This window comes from Microbulbifer sp. S227A, assembly GCF_049800935.1.
Genome location: NZ_JBNAFZ010000010.1, coordinates 116482 through 135803, shown reverse-complemented (window position 1 = coordinate 135803; position 19322 = coordinate 116482). Strand labels below are relative to the sequence as shown.

Sequence of the window (19322 nt, the reverse complement as noted above, 5' to 3'; positions counted from 1 at the left end):
TTGGGTCTGACTCAAAGTTGATGCACCTTGGTGGCTAAGATGCCGTGACGAGGCGTGCCCTGAGCAGATCTATGTTGGCGCGGCCATACATCTGGCGTTTCAGCGTCTTCAATCGATTGATCTGGCCCTCTGTCTGTCCGTTCGACCATGGTTCACGCAGGGCTGCGGCGACCGCCACCTGATCCCGGCGAAGCCCGCGGGCGAAAGCACCGAGCAGCCCGTCCTCCGCTTCATTCAGCCATCCTTCCAGCGCGTCTTCGCGAGCATTGCGTACCATGTCCGTAAACCGGTCCGTCATCCTGCGGGCTGCAGCGAGGGCAGGCAGCGAAGCTTCGATCCTTGCAACCTGGATGGCATCGGCCTTGCACAGATGATCCCGGCCCAAGGTCAGGAGACGAGCAATCTTGCGCGCGGGCGGCGACTTTTCTGTACCCGACGGCGCGGCCTGCTCGGCACGGCGCTGGCGCGTGGCCCATTCTCCAACGACGCGGAGGCTGCCCTGGAAACCATCTGCCCGCAGTCGGCGCCAGAGCTCTGCGCCGTTTCGGCAGCCGCCGTTCCATTCCCGTTCCAGACGCGGTAGCCAAGGGGTCAGACTGCTCTCGCGAATGCGAAAGACGTCTTCGCGCTCACCACGGATGATCTGGCGGACCAGCCCGCGGCTCAATCCGGTCAGGCGCACGATGCGTCTGATCGGAGTGCCGTCATCGGCCATCTGGCGAACCATGCGGTTGGTTTGTTGGCGGCGCTGAAAGCCCTCATATTGAAGCTTTTCCGCTGCCGTCAGAAGCTTTGGATCCAGTGCATTTGCGCCGATGGCTTTGCGGATGGCAGGCATGTTACGCTGTACGGCGGCCAGGAAAGCCGTGCTCGCGTTCTCCAACAGGTGCCAGCGGTCGGCAACCTGAACCGCCTTTGGCAAGGCCCGTGAAACGGCACCACCATAGCCTCCGTTGCGGTCGCGGGCGACGACCTCGATCCCCGGACGGGCCCGCAGCCAGGCCTCGACCGTGGCCGGTTCTCGATCTGGAAGGAGATCAATGACCCGGCGTCGCTCCAGATCGCAGATCAAAGTGCCGTATCTCTGCCCCTTTCGCCAAGCCCAGTCGTCAATACCTATGACGCGGAGATCACTGCTTGAGGCCGTCGCCGCGCCCCGGATGCTGCGGAGGAACGTATCCTTGCTGACCGGCAGCAGGAGCCGTGCGGCGAGCGCCTGTGCCGGGCGCCCGCCGAGTGCCAGGCCGAGGTGCCGGACCAGTCCTTGCAGACGGGAGGTACGCCGCGCATGCGGCCGGGTTACCGCAGGTGGGAACCGCTCCGCAAATATCCTGGCCGGGCACTGCGGAGCACAGCAGCGAAATCGGCGAACCAACAGGACCAGTTCCACCTTCCGGCCATGCGCAGGCAGATCGGCAGGCCGTCGGCGGTATCTGCTGTGAACATGACGTGAAACCGTGCCGCAGCGCGGGCACGCTGCCGCGGCTTTGGCGGAACGCGAGTGGATCCGGACCGTGTTCCCAACAAGCTCGACCTGATCGGCCTTGAGACCTGCTGGCAGGAAATCCCGCCGTGAAAACTGTGACGCCATCGGCAATCTCCTCCAAAACCTGCCGATATATAGCGCTTGGCAAGTTGGACTGCACCAAATCTGCTTCAGACCCAATTTTGCATGCCGATCCACACGTTATGGCGATTTGGCGCACCGCTTCCGCAATCGTCGCCCCTTGACCTTGCAGAACTTCAGCCCGCCGAATCTTAGATACTATCTCTTCGGGCTCTTCTAGTTTCCCAGCCATCGCTGATCTTCCAATTTACGGGACAATCTATCCCAGTTGGTGGACCACTTTCAGGGCGCTATTCCATCACCGCTGAAGCCGCAAGCCCGCCAACTCAGACCGCCGCACGCCTCTGCCCCGCGCTCGAATTGCTGTGTTGGCCGAGTTGCGATCCAGCGGCCAAGGCAAAAAGGTGCCGGCCGGGATCAGGTGAGCGTCTGGAGCAAGAGGACAAGCCCGGCGCCCGCCGTCAGTCCGGCAAGGCCCGCGATGAGGAGGCGGGGCCAGGTGGATTTTCTGTCTGGCTCGCCTTCGCTGGCCTGACGCACCAGGGCCGCTTCGACCAAGCCGGGCAGGCGCGGGCCAAAGCGGGCAAGAACGCGGGCGGTTTTGGCCAGATCGGAAGCAAGGGCGCGGGGGCCGATGGATTGCTTGATATAGTCTTCGACCACCGGGCGCGCGACTTCCCAGATATTGGTGTGCGGGTTCAGTGACCGGGCGACACCTTCGACAACGACCATGGTGCGTTGCAGCAGGATCAGCTCGGTGCGGGTTTCCATCCCGAAGCGTTCGGTCACTTCGAACAGATAGCTGAGCAGCCGGCCCATGGAGATCTGGGTTGCGTCCATTCCGAAAATCGGCTCGCCCACCGCGCGCAGGGCGCGGGCGAATTCGTCGACATCCTTGTTCGCGGGAACATAGCCTGCTTCGAAATGCACTTCGGCAACCCGCTGGTAGTCGCGGCGGATGAAACCGAACAGGATCTCGGCATAGACGCGGCGGGTATATTCATCGATATGGCCCATGATCCCGAAATCATAGGCGATGATGTCACCGTTGCGCCCAACCTTGAGGTTGCCCTGGTGCATATCGGCATGGAAATAGCCGTCGCGCAGGGCGTGCAGCAGGAACAGCCGCAGGACGCGTTCGGACAGTTCGCGGCGATCATGCCCGGCGGCGTCAAGCGCGCCGTTGTCGCCCAGGGGTTCGCCATCGGCCCACCCCAGGGTCATCACGCGCCGCGCCGACAGGGACCAGATGATCGGGGGCAGGCAGAACCCCGCGTCATCGCGGGTGTTGGCTTCGAATTCCGAGGCGGCGGCGCTTTCAAGACGCAGGTCAAGTTCGCCCCGCACGACACCGTCGAAATGTTCGATCACCTCCATCGGGCGCAGGCGGCGCGCCCCCGGTGCAAAGAGATCGACGATGCGGGCGGCGAAATAGAAGGCGTCGATATCCCTGCGAAAGGCCCGTTCGATGCCCGGGCGCAGCACCTTGACCGCGACGTCCTCGCCGGTGTCGTTCAGCCGCGCCTTGTGGACCTGGGCAATCGATGCGGCGGCGATGGGCTCGCTGAACTCCGAGAAGATCTCGGCAACCGGACGGCCCAGTTCGCGTTCAACCTCGGCCTTGGCGGTGTCGATCGAAAACGGGGGCAGCTTGTCCTGTAGCACGCGCAGTTGTTCGGCGAGCTCATTCCCGACGACATCAGGCCGGGTCGAGAGCACCTGGCCGAACTTGATATAGGCCGGGCCGAGAGCCGTCAGGGCGCGGGTGGCGGGTGGCATCTCCGGGTCGCCCTTGTAACCGAGCCACATGAATGGCTTGCCCAGGGCATGGGCCACGAACCGCAGGGCGCGCGGGGCTTCGAAAGCGTCCAGAACCACGTTCATGGCCCCGGTCCGTTCAAGCGTTGCACCGGTGCGGATCAACCGGATGATGTTGTGAGGCCCGCGCATCTCAGATTTTCCATCCCGAATGCAGGGCGGCGATTCCCATGCTCAGGTTGCGATACCTGGCATTTTCGAACCCCGCCTGCCGCACCATGGAGAGGAAAGTTTCCTGATCGGGGAAATTGCGGATCGATTCGACGAGATACTGATAGCTGTCGCGATCACCGGCAATCATCTGGCCCATGCGGGGGATGATGTTGAAACTGTAGAGGTCGTAGAGCTTTTGCAGCCCTTCGTTGGGCAACTGGCTGAACTCGAGCACCATCAGGCGGCCTCCGGGGCGCAGCACGCGAAACGCTTCGTCCAGCGCCTGTTGCGGGCGGGTCACGTTGCGGATGCCGAAACTGATCGTGTAGACATCAAAGCTGTTATCCGGAAAGGGCAGCGCCATGGCGTCGCCCACAACCCAGTTCAGGCTGTCGGCCATATCGGCGGCCTCGGCGCGTTTGCGGCCCTCCACCAGCATCGGTTCGGTCAGGTCCAGAACGGTGGCGTGGCCATGCCCGGCGCGTTCGAGGAAGCGGAAAGAAATGTCGCCGGTGCCCCCCGCCACATCCAGCAGGCGCTGACCCGGGCGCGGCGCGAGCCAGTCCATCATCGCGTCTTTCCACAGCCGGTGAACGCCAACGCTCATCACGTCATTCATGATGTCATATTTCGACGCGACCGAGTTGAAAACGCCCTGCACCCGGCCGGCCTTTTCATTCTCGGGAATGGTCTCGCGACCGAAATGGGTGGTTTTGTCGTTGGTATCTGTCATCGGGTCTTGCCGCCTCAGGGTTTCGCCCTTGTTATAGGGCGCTGTGGGGCGGGCACAATGCGGCCCCTTGAACAGAAAGACATCAAATGCCCGAATTGCCAGAGGTCGAGACAGTGCGTCGCGGTTTGACACCGGCGATGGAGGGCCAGATCATCGCCCGCGCCGAGGTGAACCGCGCCGATCTGCGCTGGCCCTTCCCCGCGCGGATGGCCGAACGGTTGACCGGTTGCCGCGTCCTGCGGCTGCGCCGTCGGTCGAAATACATCCTTGTCGATCTGGATCGTGGCGAGACGCTGTTGGTTCATCTTGGCATGTCCGGGCGGATGACCGTGTCGGGGGATCCGCTGGGCCAGTTTGTCCGAACCCATCCGGCGGCGCAGAAACATGACCATGTGGTGTTTCACATGGGCAACGGCGCGCGGATCACCTTCAACGATCCCCGCCGCTTTGGGGCCATGGACCTGCTGGAGACCCGAACGGCCGAACAGCACAAGTTGCTCGCCGTGCTCGGGCCGGAACCCCTGGGCAACGATTTCAACGAAACCGGCCTGATCGCGGCGTTTCACGGGCGCCAAAGCCCGGTCAAATCGGTGTTGCTCGATCAGAAGGTCGTCGCGGGGCTGGGCAACATCTATGTTTGCGAGGCGCTGTACCGCGCCTCTTTGTCGCCGCGTCGCAAGGCCGCCAACATCGCGGCGGCCCGGGTCGGGGCGCTGGTTCCGATCATCCGGCAGGTGTTGTCCGAAGCCATTGACGCAGGCGGATCATCGTTGCGGGATTTTCGGCAAGCCGATGGCGAACTTGGATATTTTCAGCACTGTTTCGATGTTTACGGGCGCGAGGGGCAGCCCTGCCGCAGCCCCGGTTGCAGCGCAAAAATCAGGCGAATCACGCAATCCGGACGCTCATCCTTCTACTGTGCCCAATGCCAAAGATAGCTTGAAACGCGAAATCTGCATGGTAAGGCTTCGACTCTGATCGGAACAACCGAAAGCGAAATACATGGCCTTTGAGACAATCAATGTCGATGTCGATGATCACGTTGCACTGATCCGGTTGAACCGGCCGGATGCCCTGAACGCGCTGAACTCGCAACTGTTGCTGGAATTGTGCCAGGCGCTGGAAGAGGCAGATGCCAATGAAAAGGTGCGCTGTATCGTTCTTACCGGATCGGAAAAGGCATTTGCCGCCGGGGCGGACATCAAGGAAATGTCCGAACTGGGCTTTGGCGACGTGTTCAACATCAACCTGTTCGCCGACGCCACCGACCGGATCGGGCGGATCCGCAAGCCGATCATTGCCGCGGTTGCCGGCTATGCGTTGGGCGGCGGCTGTGAATTGGCGATGGCCTGTGATTTCATCATTGCGGCGGACACGGCCAAGTTCGGCCAGCCGGAGATCAACCTTGGCGTCATCGCGGGGCTGGGCGGCACTCAGCGGCTGACCCGTTTCGTGGGCAAATCCAAGGCGATGGACATGAACCTGAGCGGTCGTTTCATGCCGGCCGAAGAGGCCGAGCGCGCCGGGCTGGTCAGCCGTGTCGTCCCCGCCAAGAAGCTGCTCGAAGAAGCCACGAGCACCGCGCAGAAAATCGCAGAAAAGTCGATGATGACGATCCTTGCGGCCAAGGAATCGGTGAACCGCAGCTATGAAACCACGCTCTCGGAAGGGCTGTTGTTCGAGCGGCGGGTGTTTCATTCGATGTTCGCAACAGAAGATCAGAAGGAAGGCATGGCGGCTTTCCTCGAAAAGCGGCAGCCGCAGTTCCGCGACAAGTAAGCCCGATCGCGGCGGTTCCGCAAAATTCCGGTTGGCAAATGCGCCGAAACTGGATAGGGACCGCTGCCATACATGCGCGTGCGGCCCGCTCAGGCTAGAATCACTCTGGTGGATCAGGAACCGGTCCGGGGCTTGCATTGTGCAATCGAATAGAACCGAAACCGAACAAAGGTCTGAACACCATGGCAAATTCGCCGCAATCCAAGAAACGCGCCCGCCAGAACCAGGCACGTTTTGCCGTCAACAAAGCCCGCCGCTCGCGGATTCGCACCTTCCTGCGCTCTGTCGAAGAAGCCATCGCCTCGGGCGACAAGGAAGCCGCAACCGCGGCCCTGAGAGCCGCTCAGCCCGAACTGATGCGCGGCGTCTCCAAAGGCGTTTTCCACAAGAACACGGCGTCGCGGAAAATGTCCCGCCTGTCGGCACGGGTCAAGGCTCTGGGTTGACGTATCGTCAACCTGAAACAAAAGCCAAGAATATAAAGGCGTTGCTCTGCAACGCCTTTTTTTGTTGATTGCAACGCTGCAACAGAATTGATGCGGGCCAGAGATTCTTTGCCGCGGAATCGTGAGTCAACACCAGAGTTTGATTGCCGCTCTGCACCCGAAATTGCTACCACTGTTCCAGCGATTCACTAACTTGGGGGGACAGGCGGTGCTCGGGACGTGACTGAACTGCGTCAGCCATGTAACGGGTTCCATGCTGGGTGGTACGGCTGCCATACCGACCACTTCTGCTTGCGGCGAAGGTCCGGTTTCACACCGGTTTTTGCAGCCCTGTCATAACATGTCTGTGTAACAGTGCTTTGTCAGCCAACGCATTCATTGCGAATAGCGAACTCTGACTCTGTTACCTGAACTGCGGCGCCGATGGGACCGGCGCGTGCAGCACCGTCCTTGCGGCTGGTGCATTCCCCCGTGTGGCGTGGATCCAACCGGATTCTGCTCCGGTCAAACAATGTAAAAGGCCAAAAGGCCAATAAGCACGGGATGCGTGAGGCGCTGCATGACACAAGAAAAATGGGGTCAACTCAAACTAGGGCTGCTCAAGACGGTCGGACAGAACAACTATACCACCTGGATTGAACCGCTGGAGTTCGAGCAGTTGCAGGATGGGGTTGCCGTATTCAATGTTCCCACCAATTTCATGGGCAATTATGTCAGCCAGAACTTTGCTGACGTCATTCTTTACGAACTGAACACCGCAGGCGAAAATGTTCAGCGCGTATCGTTCCGTGTATCGGCCAACTCAACCGCGAACCCGTCGCCGCGGCTGGTTGCCGAGACGCCCAGGACAGCCGCCCCGGCGGATGAACCCGCGGCGGCCTCGGGCGACGATTTGCCCGCGGCGCCGCTGGATTCCCGGTTCACCTTTGACACGTTTGTCGTCGGCAAGCCGAACGAGCTTGCCCATGCCGCCGCGCGCCGTGTCAGCGAAGGCGGCCCGGTAACCTTCAACCCGCTTGTTCTCTATGGTGGCGTCGGGCTGGGTAAAACCCACCTCATGCATGCGATCGCCTGGGAATTGCGCAAGCGCCAGCCCGACCTCAACGTGCTGTACCTCTCGGCGGAACAGTTCATGTACCGCTTTGTACAGGCCTTGCGCGAACGCAAGATGATGGATTTCAAGGTGCTGTTCCGCTCGGTCGATGTTCTGATGGTGGATGACGTGCAGTTCATCGCCGGCAAGGACAGCACGCAGGAAGAGTTTTTTCACACCTTCAACGCGCTGGTGGACCAGCACAAGCAGATCATCATTTCCGCCGACCGTGCGCCCGGCGAAATCAAGGATCTCGAGGATCGCGTCAAATCCCGCCTGCAATGCGGCCTCGTGGTGGACCTGCATCCGACCGATTACGAATTGCGGCTGGGCATCCTGCAAGCCAAGGTGCAGCAGTATCGCGATACCTATCCCGGTCTTGAGATCGCCAATGGCGTTCTGGAATTCCTGGCACAGCGGATCTCGACCAATGTGCGCGTGCTCGAAGGGGCGCTGACCCGGCTCTTTGCCTTTGCCTCGCTGGTGGGGCGCGAGATCGACATGGAGCTGACGCAGGATTGTCTCGCCGATGTGCTGCGCGCGTCCGAGCGCAAGATCACCGTCGAAGAGATTCAGCGCAAGGTTTCCGACTACTACAACATCCGGCTCAGCGACATCATCGGCCCCAAGCGGTTGCGGTCTTATGCCCGGCCCCGCCAGGTTGCGATGTATCTTGCCAAGCAACTGACCAGCCGCAGCCTGCCCGAGATCGGCCGCCGCTTTGGTGGCCGCGACCACACGACCGTAATGCACGGGGTCAAGCGGATCGAAGAGCTCAAGGTCATCGACGGGCAGATCGCCGAAGACGTGGAAATCCTGCGCCGCGCGCTCGAAGCCTGAGCGATATTGCCGTGAAATCGGCATGGGGCACCCGCCTGCCCCATGTCACACCATTGCCCGATTGCAATACGCGCGATCTGCCTGTGTGTCGCCCCTTGACGCCCGAATCATTCCAGCGGACAAATTCACAAAAAACTTGTGCTGACCGGGTAAACCGCTAGGTTGCCCATCCCGGCCCATGCAGAGGATCGAAGGACATGAAAATCAGCATCGAACGCGGCACGCTGCTCAAGGCCGTGTCCCAGGCCCAGTCGGTTGTGGAACGCCGCAACACGATCCCGATCCTCGCCAACGTCCTGATCGAAGCCGAAGGTGACCAGGTTCTGTTCCGCGCCACCGACCTGGATATCGAGGTGGTCGACAAGGCACCCGCACAGGTCGAGCGCGCCGGCGCAACCACGGTTGCGGCCACCACCCTGCACGAAATCGTGCGCAAGCTTCCCGATGGGGCGCTGGTTACCCTGACGGCGGATGCCGCGGCGGGGCGGCTGACCGTCGAAGCGGGCCGGTCGAACTTTTCGCTGGCCACCCTGCCGCGCGAAGATTTCCCGGTGATGGCAACTTCGGACTATGCCACCAATTTCTCGGCGCCTGCCGGAATGTTGCGGCGGCTGTTTGACAAGTCGAAATTCGCGATCTCGACCGAAGAGACCCGGTATTACCTGAACGGTGTCTACATGCATGTTGCCGATGCCGATGGCGGCAAGGTTCTGCGCTGTGTCGCAACCGATGGCCACCGGCTCGCCCGGATTGATGCGGACCTGCCCGAAGGTGCGGCGGACATGCCCGGCGTAATCGTGCCCCGCAAGACGGTGGGTGAGTTGCGCAAGTTGTTGGACGATGACGAGATGGCGATTGCCGTGTCGGTCAGCGAAACCAAGATCCGCTTTGCCACGCCCGAGATTACCCTCACGTCCAAGGTGATCGACGGCACCTTTCCCGATTATTCGCGGGTCATTCCGCAGGGCAACACGCGCCGGCTCGAAGTGGACGCGGCCGAGTTTGCACAGGCGGTTGACCGGGTGGCCACGGTTTCGTCCGAGCGGTCGCGGGCAGTCAAGTTGCAGCTTGAAGAGGATCGCCTCGTGCTCTCTGTCAACGCCCCCGACAGCGGTGCCGCCGAAGAAGAGCTGGCCGTGGCCTATGGGGACGAGCGGCTCGAAATCGGGTTCAACGCCAAGTACCTGCTGGAAATCGCCAGCCAGGTTGATCGCGAAAACGCGGTGTTCATGTTCAATTCCGCCGGCGATCCCACGCTGATGCGGGAAGGCAATGACCAGAGCGCGGTTTACGTGGTCATGCCGATGCGTGTCTGATCCGCGCCGGCCTGACCCGCAGCACCCACCCGCGTGGCGGGCATGTCCCTGTCCCTGACTGAACTCACCCTGTCGCATTTCCGCTCGCACAAGCTCGGGCGGATTGCGCTGGATGCGCGCCCGGTTGCCATTTACGGCCCCAATGGCGCGGGCAAGACCAATATCCTCGAAGCTGTCTCGCTGTTTTCGCCGGGGCGCGGATTTCGCCGTTCCAGCGCCGAAGACATGACCCGCCGCCCCGAGGCGCTTGGCTGGAAGCTGACCGGCGTGTTGCGGGCGCAGGGGGGGGTGCATGAGATCGAGACCTGGTCCGAGAATGGCGGCGCGCGGCAGGTGCGAATCGACGGCAAGGCGGCCAGCCAGATTGCCCTGGGCCGGGTTGCGCGCGTGCTGTGGCTGATCCCCAGCATGGACCGGCTGTGGATCGAAGGCGCGGACGGTCGGCGGCGGTTTCTGGACCGGATGACGCTGAGTTTCCTGCCCGAACATGCCGAGATGTCGCTGGCCTATGAAAAGGCAATGCGCGAACGCAACCGGTTGCTCAAGGACCAGGTGCGCGATGCCCATTGGTACGCCGCGCTCGAGGCGCAGATGGCCGAGGCCGGGCATAACATCCACCAGAACCGCGTGCAGGCGCTGGCACTGCTGTCAGACGCGCAGCGACAGGCCGAGACCGCGTTTCCCGTGGCCGATCTCGAACTGGTTCAGACCGAGGGCGTGATGCCGGACACCCAGGCCGATCTGCGCGAGGCGCTGGCCGAAAGCCGGTTTCGCGATCTGGCGGCGGGCCGCACGCTGGTTGGGCCGCATCGGGCCGATCTCTTGGGGGTCTATGCCGCCAAATCCGTGCCCGCGCGCGATTGTTCGACGGGCGAGCAAAAGGCGCTGTTGGTATCGCTGATCCTCGCCAATGCCCGTGCGCTGGCGGGTCGGATCGGTGCGCCTCCGCTGCTGCTGCTGGACGAGGTTTCCGCACATCTGGACGCAGACCGCCGCGCCGCGCTTTACGACGAGATCTGCGCCCTGGGCGCGCAGGCCTGGATGACCGGCACCGGCCCCGAACTGTTCCAGGAGCTGGGCGGGCGGGCCCAAAAGATCGAGGTGACCGAGAGCGGTGGCACCTCGCAAATCGCGCTGACCCGGGCGTGACCCCGCGGAACGGCGTATCCCGCGATTGAACCACAAAATATAGCGCAACCGCGTGACAATCCCCCCCATAATTCGTATAAGATGCAAAAAAGAAAAGGGATATTTCGGATGTCCGAAGACGTGAAGCTGCCGGAAGAGTATGGCGCGGATTCCATCAAGGTTCTCAAGGGCTTGGAAGCCGTCAGAAAACGCCCCGGCATGTATATCGGCGACACCGATGACGGGTCCGGTCTGCATCACATGGTCTATGAGGTCGTCGATAACGGCATCGACGAGGCACTGGCCGGCCACGCGGACGCAGTAACGGTCAAGATCCACGCCGACAGCAGCGTTTCGGTCAGCGATAACGGCCGGGGCATTCCCGTGGGCATTCACGAGGAAGAAGGCGTTTCCGCCGCTGAGGTCATCATGACCCAGCTGCATGCGGGCGGCAAATTCGACAGCAACTCCTACAAGGTTTCGGGCGGTCTGCACGGCGTGGGCGTCTCGGTCGTGAATGCGTTGTCGGTCTGGCTCGAACTGCGCATCTGGCGCGACGGCAAAGAGCATTACGCCCGTTTCGAACATGGCGAAACCACCGAGCATCTGCGCGTGGTGGGCGATGCCGACGGCAAGAGCGGCACCGAGGTGCGATTTCTCGCCTCGACCGAGACGTTTTCCAACCTGGAATACTCTTTTGAGGTGCTGGAACGGCGCCTGCGCGAACTGGCCTTTCTCAATTCCGGCGTGCGCATCATCCTGATCGACGAACGCCCGGCAGAGCCGCTGCGTAGCGAGCTGTTCTACGAAGGCGGGGTAAAGGAATTCGTCAAGTATCTCGACCGGCACAAGTCTTCGGTCATGGATGAACCGATCTTCATCACCGGCGAACGCGATGACATCGGGGTCGAGGTGGCGATGTGGTGGAATGACAGCTATCACGAGACGGTGCTGCCCTTTACAAACAACATCCCGCAAAGGGATGGCGGCACACACATGGCGGGTTTCCGCGGCGCGCTGACCCGGACGATCAACAACTATGCCCAGACCAGCGGCATCGCCAAGAAGGAAAAGGTGAACTTTACCGGCGATGACGCCCGCGAAGGGCTGACCTGTGTGCTCTCGGTCAAGGTGCCTGACCCCAAGTTCTCGTCCCAGACCAAAGACAAGCTGGTCAGTTCCGAAGTCCGTCCCGCCGTGGAAGGGCTGATGAACGAAAAGCTGGCCGAGTGGTTCGAGGAAAACCCCACCCAGGCCAAGACCATCGTGGGCAAGATCATCGAGGCGGCCCTGGCCCGCGAAGCAGCGCGCAAGGCCCGCGAACTGACCCGGCGCAAAACCGCGATGGACGTGAATTTTCTCGCCGGCAAGCTCAAGGATTGTTCGGAAAAGGACCCGGCCAAGACCGAGCTATTCCTCGTCGAGGGGGACAGCGCGGGTGGCTCGGCCCAGACCGGGCGTGACCGGCGCACCCAAGCCGTGCTGCCCCTGCGCGGCAAGATTCTCAATGTCGAACGGGCGCGATTTGACCGGATGCTGTCGAGCCAGGAAATCGGCAATCTCGTGATGGCGCTCGGCACCGGCATCGGCCGCGATGAATTCAACATTTCCAAGCTGCGCTACCACAAGATCGTCATCATGACCGATGCCGACGTGGACGGCGCGCATATCCGGACATTGTTGTTGACCTTCTTTTATCGCCAGATGCCCGAGCTGATCGAAGGCGGCTATCTCTATATCGCGCAGCCGCCGCTCTACAAGGTCGCCCGGGGCAAATCCGAAGTCTACCTCAAGGATCAGGCGGCGTTTGACGAGTACCTGATCCAGCAGGGCGTCGAGGGCGCGATCCTGCGCCTTGGTTCCGGCGAAGAGCTCTCGGGTCAGGATCTCGCGCGGGTTGTCGACGAGGCCAGGCAATTGCGCCGCGTGCTGGATGCATTTCCGACGCATTATCCCCGGCACATCCTGGAACAGGCCGCCGTTGCTGGCGCCTTTGTACCCGGCGCGGTTGATGCGGATCTGCAAGGAGTCGCCGACAAAGTGGCGGCCCGGCTTGACCTGATCGCGCTGGAATACGAACGCGGCTGGCAAGGCCGCATCACGCAGGACCACGGTATTCGGCTCGCACGTATCCTGCGCGGTGTCGAAGAGGTCCGGACGCTTGATGGCCCGATGTTGCGCTCGGGAGAAGCCCGCAAGACCGGCAGCTTTACCCAGAGCCTGCAAGAGATCTATGCCACGCCCATCACCCTTGTGCGGCGCGACCGGACACAAACGATCCATGGCCCGATCGGCCTGCTGGACGCGATCCTCGACGAAGGCGCCAAGGGGCTCACCCTGCAACGCTACAAGGGTCTCGGCGAAATGAACCCGGATCAACTCTGGGAAACCACTCTCGATCCCGACGCCCGCACGTTGCTGCAGGTCAAGGTAGAAGACATGGCCGAAGCCGACGATCTCTTTACCAAACTGATGGGCGACGTGGTCGAACCCCGCCGGGAATTCATCCAGAAAAACGCCCTGAGCGTTGAAAACCTTGATTTCTGAGGCGTTGTTGCAGAACTCAGACTTGAGCCACAGTTGCCCCTTTCGCGAATGAGGTCATGCCACGCGAACGATCTCGGCGGTGCCGAGAGCTGAGAAGCGGTTCATGAGGGCGATGCGGATGTGGACTTCGGCGGTCTGGCGGTCAGGGTCTCTCGCGGCGATGCGCTCTCCGAACGCCTTCAGACAGCGCATCCTTGCCTCAACGCGGCTTCGCAGGTGGTAGCCGGTCCACCGCTTCCAGAAGGCTCGACCAAAATGCCGTGTCGCCCGAAGGATGTCGTTACGGGCCACGGCCGCCGGTCCATCCTCTTTCCAAGGTCGTCCGTTCTTGCGGATCGGGATGATCGCCGTGGCTTGTCGCTCGGTGATCGCGGTGTGGCAGCGGCGCGTGTCGTAGGCACCATCGGCGGTCACGGAGCCGATCGGCTCGCCGTCGGGGATCTGCACGAGCAGGTCCGGCAGGACCGGGCTGTCACCGTCGCGGCTGGGGGTAAACTCCACGGCGCGGATGTCGGAGGTGGCCGTGTCCATGGCCAGATGAATCTTTCGCCACTGGCGACGGCCCTGCGCCCCGTGCTTGCGGGCCTGCCATTCGCCATCGCCGAGGAACTTGATGCCGGTGCTGTCCACTAGCAGGTTCAGCGGGCCATCGGCCCGGCGATACGGGATCTGAACGGCCAAGGTCTTCTGCCTGCGGCACAGCATCGAGAAGTCCGGAACGGGCCAGTCCAGCCCCGCCAGCTTCTGCAGGCTCGCCACCATCCCGGTGGTCTGCCGCAGAGGGAGCTTGAAGAGAACCTTGATCGACAGGCAAAACTGAATGGCCGCGTCGGAAAACACCGCTGGCCGACCAGGGCGCCCGTCACGCGACGCAAGCCAGGTCATCTCCTTGTCCACCCAGATCAGCAGCGATCCCCGCTTCCTGAGCGACGCATTGTAGCTGGACCAGTTCGTGGAGCGATAGCGGGCAGGAGGTGGCTTGCTCATCCAGCTCCTGTAACGGCATGGATTCCCGAAGTGAATCCTCCGTCGTCAGACTTGTGCAACAACGCCTATCTACATTCAGAAAAACGTTTTAGTGGCGGACCGAGGAGGATTCGAACCCCCGACCCCTTGATTCGTAGTCAAGTACTCTATCCAGCTGAGCTATCGGTCCACAGGGGGCGATTTAGAGGGGGAGGCGGGGGTTTGCAAGCGGAAAGCGGTGGGTTCGTGAAAAAACTTGAGCCTCAGACAATGCCATCGCCCTTGGGCAGGCAGATCTCGAAGATCGTTCCCTCCGGCGTGCTTTGCTTCAATGCCAGCTTGCCGCCATGCCCGCGCACGAGCTCTGCGGAAATGGTCAGGCCCAGGCCCGAACCGCCCTTGCGCGCGCCGCCCTGGAACGGGGTAAAGAGATGTTCCCGGGCGCGTGGCGGCAGGCCCGGCCCCGTGTCGCTCACCGTGATCAGCCAGGCATCATCCGCCTCGTGGGCGGCAATCGACACCGTGCCCGGCTTGCCGGTTGCGGCGATGGCCTGCCGGGCGTTGCGCACGAGGTTCAGCAGCACGCGGTACAGCTGCTCTTTGTCGACCCGCACGTTCAACAGCGGCATGACGGCGGTCTCAAAGGTGATCCGGTAGCTGTCATCGGCGAGGCGTTCACCCTCGACGACATCTTCGACCACGTCCAGCAGGCGGACCATGCCAAGGGTGGGTGCCGGCTCCTCGGCACGGCCAAAGGCCAGCGTGTTCTCGCAGAGCGAAACCGCACGGGTGATCGAGTTGACCAGCTTGGGTGCGAGCCGGCGCACCAGCGGGTCGTCCGACGTTTCGATCCTGTCGGTGAACAATTGCGCGCTGGTCAGGATGTTGCGCAAATCATGGCTGACCTTGGCCACCGCCCCGCCCAGCTGGGCGAGGCGTTCGCGTTGTTTGAGCGCCTGGGTCAGGTCGGTTTGCAATTTTTGCAGCGCATCCTCGGCCTCGCGCATCTCGACCACGCCAGAACTGGGATGGATCAGGCCGCGCGCGTCCTCTGGCGCGGCGGCATAGCGTTGCATATGGCCGACGATCCCCTTGATCGGGCGCACCATCAACACCCGGACTGCCGCAAAGAGCAGCACCGCGGTAAAGACCGAGATCACCGCCGACAGGTACAGCACGCGCAAGCCATACTCGATCATCGCCGCCCGCAGCGGCGTGGTATCCATCGTCACCTCGATCAGCAGACCGGCATCCTGCACCGGTGCGCCGATCACCCGGATCACCTCGCTCTTGGGAGAAAACAGCCGCATCATCGCGTCACGGTTGCGGGTGATCGGCCCTGCATCGCGCAGATCATAAGTGGCCGCTATGGTGGGCGGCATCGGAGAGCTCAGCACCAGTTCGCGCACCTCGTCGCGCCGCAGCACCACGTTGTAGACACCCGCCGTGCGTAGCAGTTCGGCCTCAAGCTCGGTCGACAGCATGTCATCGGCAAGCAGGGCAAGCGACGCGATCTGTGCGCGTTCAAGGCTGTTGCGCAGATAGACCTCGCGATAGCGCGCCACCGATGGCACAAAGATCAGCACCTCGGCCAGCATCACAAAGACCGTGGTCAGTATCAGAAGCCGGCCCGAGAGCGTGTTCAGCATGCTGCCCCTTGTTTGTCAGGGCAGCCATTTCTGAACCAGCCCAACCACCTGTTTGACCCTAGGGTTATCAAACAGTCTGGGCGAGAAATAGGCCCCCGCAGCACGTTTGTTGATTTCGCCATAGGTCGGATAGGGGGCGACCATTCCCGCGACCTGGCTCATCCTGAGATTGCCGGCAATGGCAAGCGACCACAGGCTGATCAGATCGCCTGCCCGATGCCCGACGATGGTCGCCCCAACCGGCCGTCCACGCACCACCATGACCTTGATGCGGCCCGTGGTCCTGCGCTCGGCGATGGCCCGGTCGTTTTCATCATAGGCGAACCCCGCAATCTCGACGGAATCGCCATGCCGCGCGCGCGCCTGTGCTTCGGTCAGCCCCACCTGCGCCAGCTCGGGATCGGTATAGGTGGCCCATGGAATATGGGAAATTCCGGCCCTGGCGGGCAATCCGAACAGGATCGGGCGCAGGATGATCCCCGCCTGGTATCCCGCGACATGGGTGAATTGCAGCCCCCCCGCGATGTCGCCAATGGCAAAGACGCGGCGGTTGCTCGTGCGCATTCGCGCATCCACCTTGATGCCGTTGCGCGTGGTTTCGATACCCGCCGCTTGCAGGTTCAACCGCTCGGTATTTGCCTTGCGTCCCACCGCCATCAACAGGTGGGTTCCACGGAATACCCGGCCATCCCCCGACGCGACCTCGATGGCTCCGGCCTCTCCGCGGATTTCCGCCGCCATCGCACCCTGTTCGATGACAACCCCCTCGTTCCTCAGGGCATCCAGCACTTCGGACGCGAATTCCGGGTCATCCTTGGCGAGCGGAACATCACCCTCGATCACCGTGACTTTGCTGCCCAGACGCACATGCGCCTGCGCCATTTCAAGCCCGATCGGGCCGCCGCCAATGATCAGCAGATGCTCGGGACGGTCGCGCAGGTCGAACAGTGTTTCGTTGGTCAGATACGGCACCCCGTCCAGCCCCGGAATCGGCGGCACCAGCGGCGATGACCCGGTGGCAATCACGATACGCCGGGCGGTGATGACATGGTCGCCGGCCTGTACCTGGGTCGGTGACAGGAACCGGCCATATTCGCGGATCACCCGCACGCCCAGCCCCTCGAACCGCTCCTGGCTGTCCACCGGGGCAATCCGGGCGATCACTTGCGCCACGTGGTCCATGACGGCGGCATAATCAACCACCGGCGTCTGGTTGGCGATCCCCATTGGCGCAGATACGGTGCGCGCATGTGCCGACTTGGCACTGGCGATCAACGCCTTGGACGGGACACAGCCATAATTCAGGCAATCGCCGCCCATTTCGTGCCCTTCGAGCAGGACCACACCGGCCCCCATCTGGCTGGCCCCGGCGGCAACGGACAATCCCGCAGAGCCCGCTCCGATCACCAGCACGTCTGTCTTGATCGCTTGTGTCATGTCAAATCTCTTTCCGGCCACGCAGGACCCTGACGACAATCGGCAGCGCGGCAAGAACACAGAGACCGAGGATAGGACCGATGATATGTGGCTCCCACAACAGCGACAGGTCCGGCGTTTCGCCGCGATCGAATACCTCGCCCAACCCGACGCCGATCCAGGTGAACACGATTGCCCCCGGAATGATCCCAATGGCCGTGGTCCAGAGGAAATTGCCAAATTTCACCCCGACCAGCGCGGGCAGCAGGTTGGCCACGAAAAACGGCACGGCAGGCACCAGACGGATCAGCAGCAGCACGTTGATCTCGTGATCGCGCAGCCCGTCGCGAATACGGCCCGCCGTACCCTCGGAGGCGTCGAATTTGGCGCTGAGCGTCGCACCAAGCCCGGCCCGCGCGGCGATGAAAATCGCGCAGGCCCCGATTGTCGCGGCTAGCACGTTCAGCACCGTGCCAGCGGCAAGTCCGAACAGGAACCCACCGGTCACTGACGCCACGGCGGCACCGGGCAGGGAAAACGCCACGATCACCACGTAAAGCGCCACGAACCCGGCGGCGAGCACCCCGAGATTCTGATCGCGGAACATCAACAACGCCTCGCGATTGGCGCGCAGGGTGTCAAAGCTCAGATAGTCGCGCAGGGCAAAGCTGCCGGTCACGGCTATGCACAGGATCAGCATCAGAGGCAGGTGGCGCAGCAATCCGGGTCTGTTTTCGCCGGGCATGGCAGTCATCGGTCAGGGTCCGTCCTCAGGGTGGTTGGCCCGCCCAACATGCGCCCCGGCGCGAAAAAGCGACAGGGGCTTCACGGTCGGTTGATCTTATGCACCGATTTCGTGAGGAATCCGTCAGGGTTTGATCCGACTGAAACAATCGAGTGCGGCCCAAAGCGCGAATTGTTGCAGATTTCACGCGATTTATCGCAGCCAGGGTTTGACTTGCGGGGCAAGCGCCATTAGAGGACGGGCTTCAAAGTTCACACGGGGGGCGATTCCGCGCCGTACCCGACCGAGTATAGCTGGAGACGGAGCGATGAAACGCACCTACCAACCTTCGAACCTGGTCCGCAAGCGCCGCCACGGGTTCCGTGCCCGTATGGCAACCAAAGCCGGCCGCAAGGTTCTGAACGCGCGCCGTGCGCGTGGCCGCAAGGCGCTGAGCGCGTAAGCGCATCAGCTTTCCTGACGGACATGACACCGCCGGAGGTCCCCTTGGATGGCACTGCCGCCCAAGGGAACAAGCCCCCGGCGGTGTCCGTTTGCGTGGCTGACAGCCTTGTTGTTCTGAGCAAGCGCGCGGAATTCCTGCGCGCCGCCCGTGCGCGGCGGCAAGGCACCGGCTCGATGATGGTGCAGGGGCGCAAACGCGCGCCTGGCGAAGCCAGCGGCATACGGGTCGGGTTTACCTGCTCCAAGAAAGTCGGCAACGCGGTGGCCCGCAACCGCGCCAAGCGCCGGCTGCGCGAGGCGGCGCGGCTGGTCCTGCCCGAACATGGCCGCGCGGGATGGGATTATGTCCTGATCGGACGGGCAGAGGCGACGGCGGCACGGCCGTTCGAGGCCCTGCAACAGGACCTGCGCTATGCGCTGCGGCGTATTCACGGCGAATCGTGAGCCCCCTTGCCCATATTTTTGCCCTGCCGGTCCGCGCCTACCGCCTGATCTTTTCGCCCTGGGTGGGTTTCAACTGCCGCTATCAGCCGACCTGCTCGGCCTATGCGCTGGAGGCGCTGGAGAAACACGGCGCAATCAGGGGCGCGTGGCTCGCGGCGCGCCGAATCGGGCGCTGTCATCCGCTGGGGGGAACGGGATACGATCCGGTCCCGGACAGGCCGGAACCGGATGAATGATC

General features: G+C 62.5%; 17 protein-coding genes and 1 tRNA gene. 10 read left to right on the top strand and 8 right to left on the bottom strand.

The genetic code is table 11. From position 1 onward, the window contains the following. Positions 1-34 precede the first annotated feature (34 nt). The 3 genes from ACP15R_RS21190 to ubiE form a co-directional block, all read right to left on the bottom strand. Entirely contained in the window at positions 35-1591 is a 1557-nt protein-coding gene (locus ACP15R_RS21190; RefSeq protein WP_424987223.1) for an ISL3 family transposase, read from the bottom strand. A 393-nt stretch (positions 1592-1984) separates the two neighbouring features. After that, a complete protein-coding gene (gene ubiB / locus ACP15R_RS21185; protein ID WP_424988064.1) occupies positions 1985-3517 on the bottom strand; it encodes a 2-polyprenylphenol 6-hydroxylase in 1533 nt (510 codons plus the stop codon). Between the two features lies 1 nt (position 3518). Further along, a complete protein-coding gene (gene ubiE, locus ACP15R_RS21180; protein WP_424988063.1) occupies positions 3519-4271 on the bottom strand; it encodes a bifunctional demethylmenaquinone methyltransferase/2-methoxy-6-polyprenyl-1,4-benzoquinol methylase UbiE in 753 nt (250 codons plus the stop codon). An 86-nt stretch (positions 4272-4357) separates the two neighbouring features. Here ubiE and mutM point away from each other — a divergent pair, with 86 nt between their 5' ends. The 7 genes from mutM to gyrB all read left to right on the top strand — a co-directional run bounded on the left by mutM (position 4358) and on the right by gyrB (position 13420). Then, on the top strand, positions 4358-5209 hold the full coding sequence (gene mutM, locus ACP15R_RS21175; RefSeq protein ID WP_424988062.1) for a bifunctional DNA-formamidopyrimidine glycosylase/DNA-(apurinic or apyrimidinic site) lyase: 852 nt from the start codon (positions 4358-4360) through the stop codon (positions 5207-5209). Between the two features lie 64 nt (positions 5210-5273). Beyond that, complete coding sequence (locus tag ACP15R_RS21170; RefSeq protein ID WP_424988061.1) at positions 5274-6050, top strand: enoyl-CoA hydratase; 777 nt, start codon at positions 5274-5276, stop codon at positions 6048-6050. 182 nt (positions 6051-6232) lie between these two features. Beyond that, positions 6233-6496: a 30S ribosomal protein S20 gene (rpsT, locus tag ACP15R_RS21165; RefSeq protein WP_369953412.1), complete on the top strand. Its 264-nt coding sequence runs from the start codon at positions 6233-6235 to the stop codon at positions 6494-6496. A gap of 559 nt (positions 6497-7055) precedes the next feature. Then, positions 7056-8429, top strand: a complete 1374-nt coding sequence (gene dnaA, locus ACP15R_RS21160) for a chromosomal replication initiator protein DnaA (RefSeq protein WP_424988060.1) — start codon at positions 7056-7058, stop codon at positions 8427-8429. Positions 8430-8626: 197 nt separating this feature from the next. Next, positions 8627-9745: a DNA polymerase III subunit beta gene (gene dnaN, locus ACP15R_RS21155; RefSeq protein WP_424988059.1), complete on the top strand. Its 1119-nt coding sequence runs from the start codon at positions 8627-8629 to the stop codon at positions 9743-9745. Positions 9746-9787: 42 nt separating this feature from the next. Further along, the gene (gene recF, locus ACP15R_RS21150) at positions 9788-10894 is read left to right on the top strand and encodes a DNA replication/repair protein RecF (protein WP_424988058.1); all 1107 of its coding nucleotides are present in this window, start codon (positions 9788-9790) and stop codon (positions 10892-10894) included. Between the two features lie 108 nt (positions 10895-11002). After that, positions 11003-13420 (top strand): DNA topoisomerase (ATP-hydrolyzing) subunit B, encoded by a 2418-nt coding sequence (gene gyrB, locus ACP15R_RS21145; protein WP_424988057.1) that lies wholly within the window; start codon positions 11003-11005, stop codon positions 13418-13420. Between the two features lie 54 nt (positions 13421-13474). Here the strand turns inward: gyrB and ACP15R_RS21140 are convergent, their stop codons facing one another. The 5 genes from ACP15R_RS21140 to ACP15R_RS21120 form a co-directional block, all read right to left on the bottom strand. Beyond that, positions 13475-14407, bottom strand: a complete 933-nt coding sequence (locus ACP15R_RS21140) for an IS5 family transposase (RefSeq protein WP_424988056.1) — start codon at positions 14405-14407, stop codon at positions 13475-13477. A gap of 92 nt (positions 14408-14499) precedes the next feature. Further along, a tRNA-Arg gene (locus tag ACP15R_RS21135) sits at positions 14500-14576 on the bottom strand. Positions 14577-14649: 73 nt separating this feature from the next. Further along, positions 14650-16035, bottom strand: a complete 1386-nt coding sequence (locus ACP15R_RS21130) for a sensor histidine kinase (protein WP_424988055.1) — start codon at positions 16033-16035, stop codon at positions 14650-14652. A 15-nt stretch (positions 16036-16050) separates the two neighbouring features. Next, on the bottom strand, positions 16051-17472 hold the full coding sequence (locus ACP15R_RS21125; RefSeq protein ID WP_424988053.1) for a dihydrolipoyl dehydrogenase family protein: 1422 nt from the start codon (positions 17470-17472) through the stop codon (positions 16051-16053). Position 17473: 1 nt separating this feature from the next. Continuing rightward, positions 17474-18205: a TVP38/TMEM64 family protein gene (locus tag ACP15R_RS21120; RefSeq protein WP_424988052.1), complete on the bottom strand. Its 732-nt coding sequence runs from the start codon at positions 18203-18205 to the stop codon at positions 17474-17476. A 298-nt stretch (positions 18206-18503) separates the two neighbouring features. On the opposite strand from ACP15R_RS21120, the gene rpmH reads away from it, so the two are divergent. From rpmH to yidD, 3 genes are all read left to right on the top strand, one after another. Next, positions 18504-18638, top strand: coding sequence for a 50S ribosomal protein L34 (gene rpmH, locus ACP15R_RS21115; RefSeq protein ID WP_424988051.1), 135 nt, complete (start codon positions 18504-18506; stop codon positions 18636-18638). Between the two features lie 95 nt (positions 18639-18733). Further along, a complete protein-coding gene (gene rnpA, locus ACP15R_RS21110; protein WP_424988050.1) occupies positions 18734-19084 on the top strand; it encodes a ribonuclease P protein component in 351 nt (116 codons plus the stop codon). After that, the gene (gene yidD, locus ACP15R_RS21105) at positions 19081-19320 is read left to right on the top strand and encodes a membrane protein insertion efficiency factor YidD (protein ID WP_424988049.1); all 240 of its coding nucleotides are present in this window, start codon (positions 19081-19083) and stop codon (positions 19318-19320) included. The genes rnpA and yidD overlap by 4 nt, the downstream gene beginning before the upstream one ends. Positions 19321-19322: the final 2 nt, after the last annotated feature.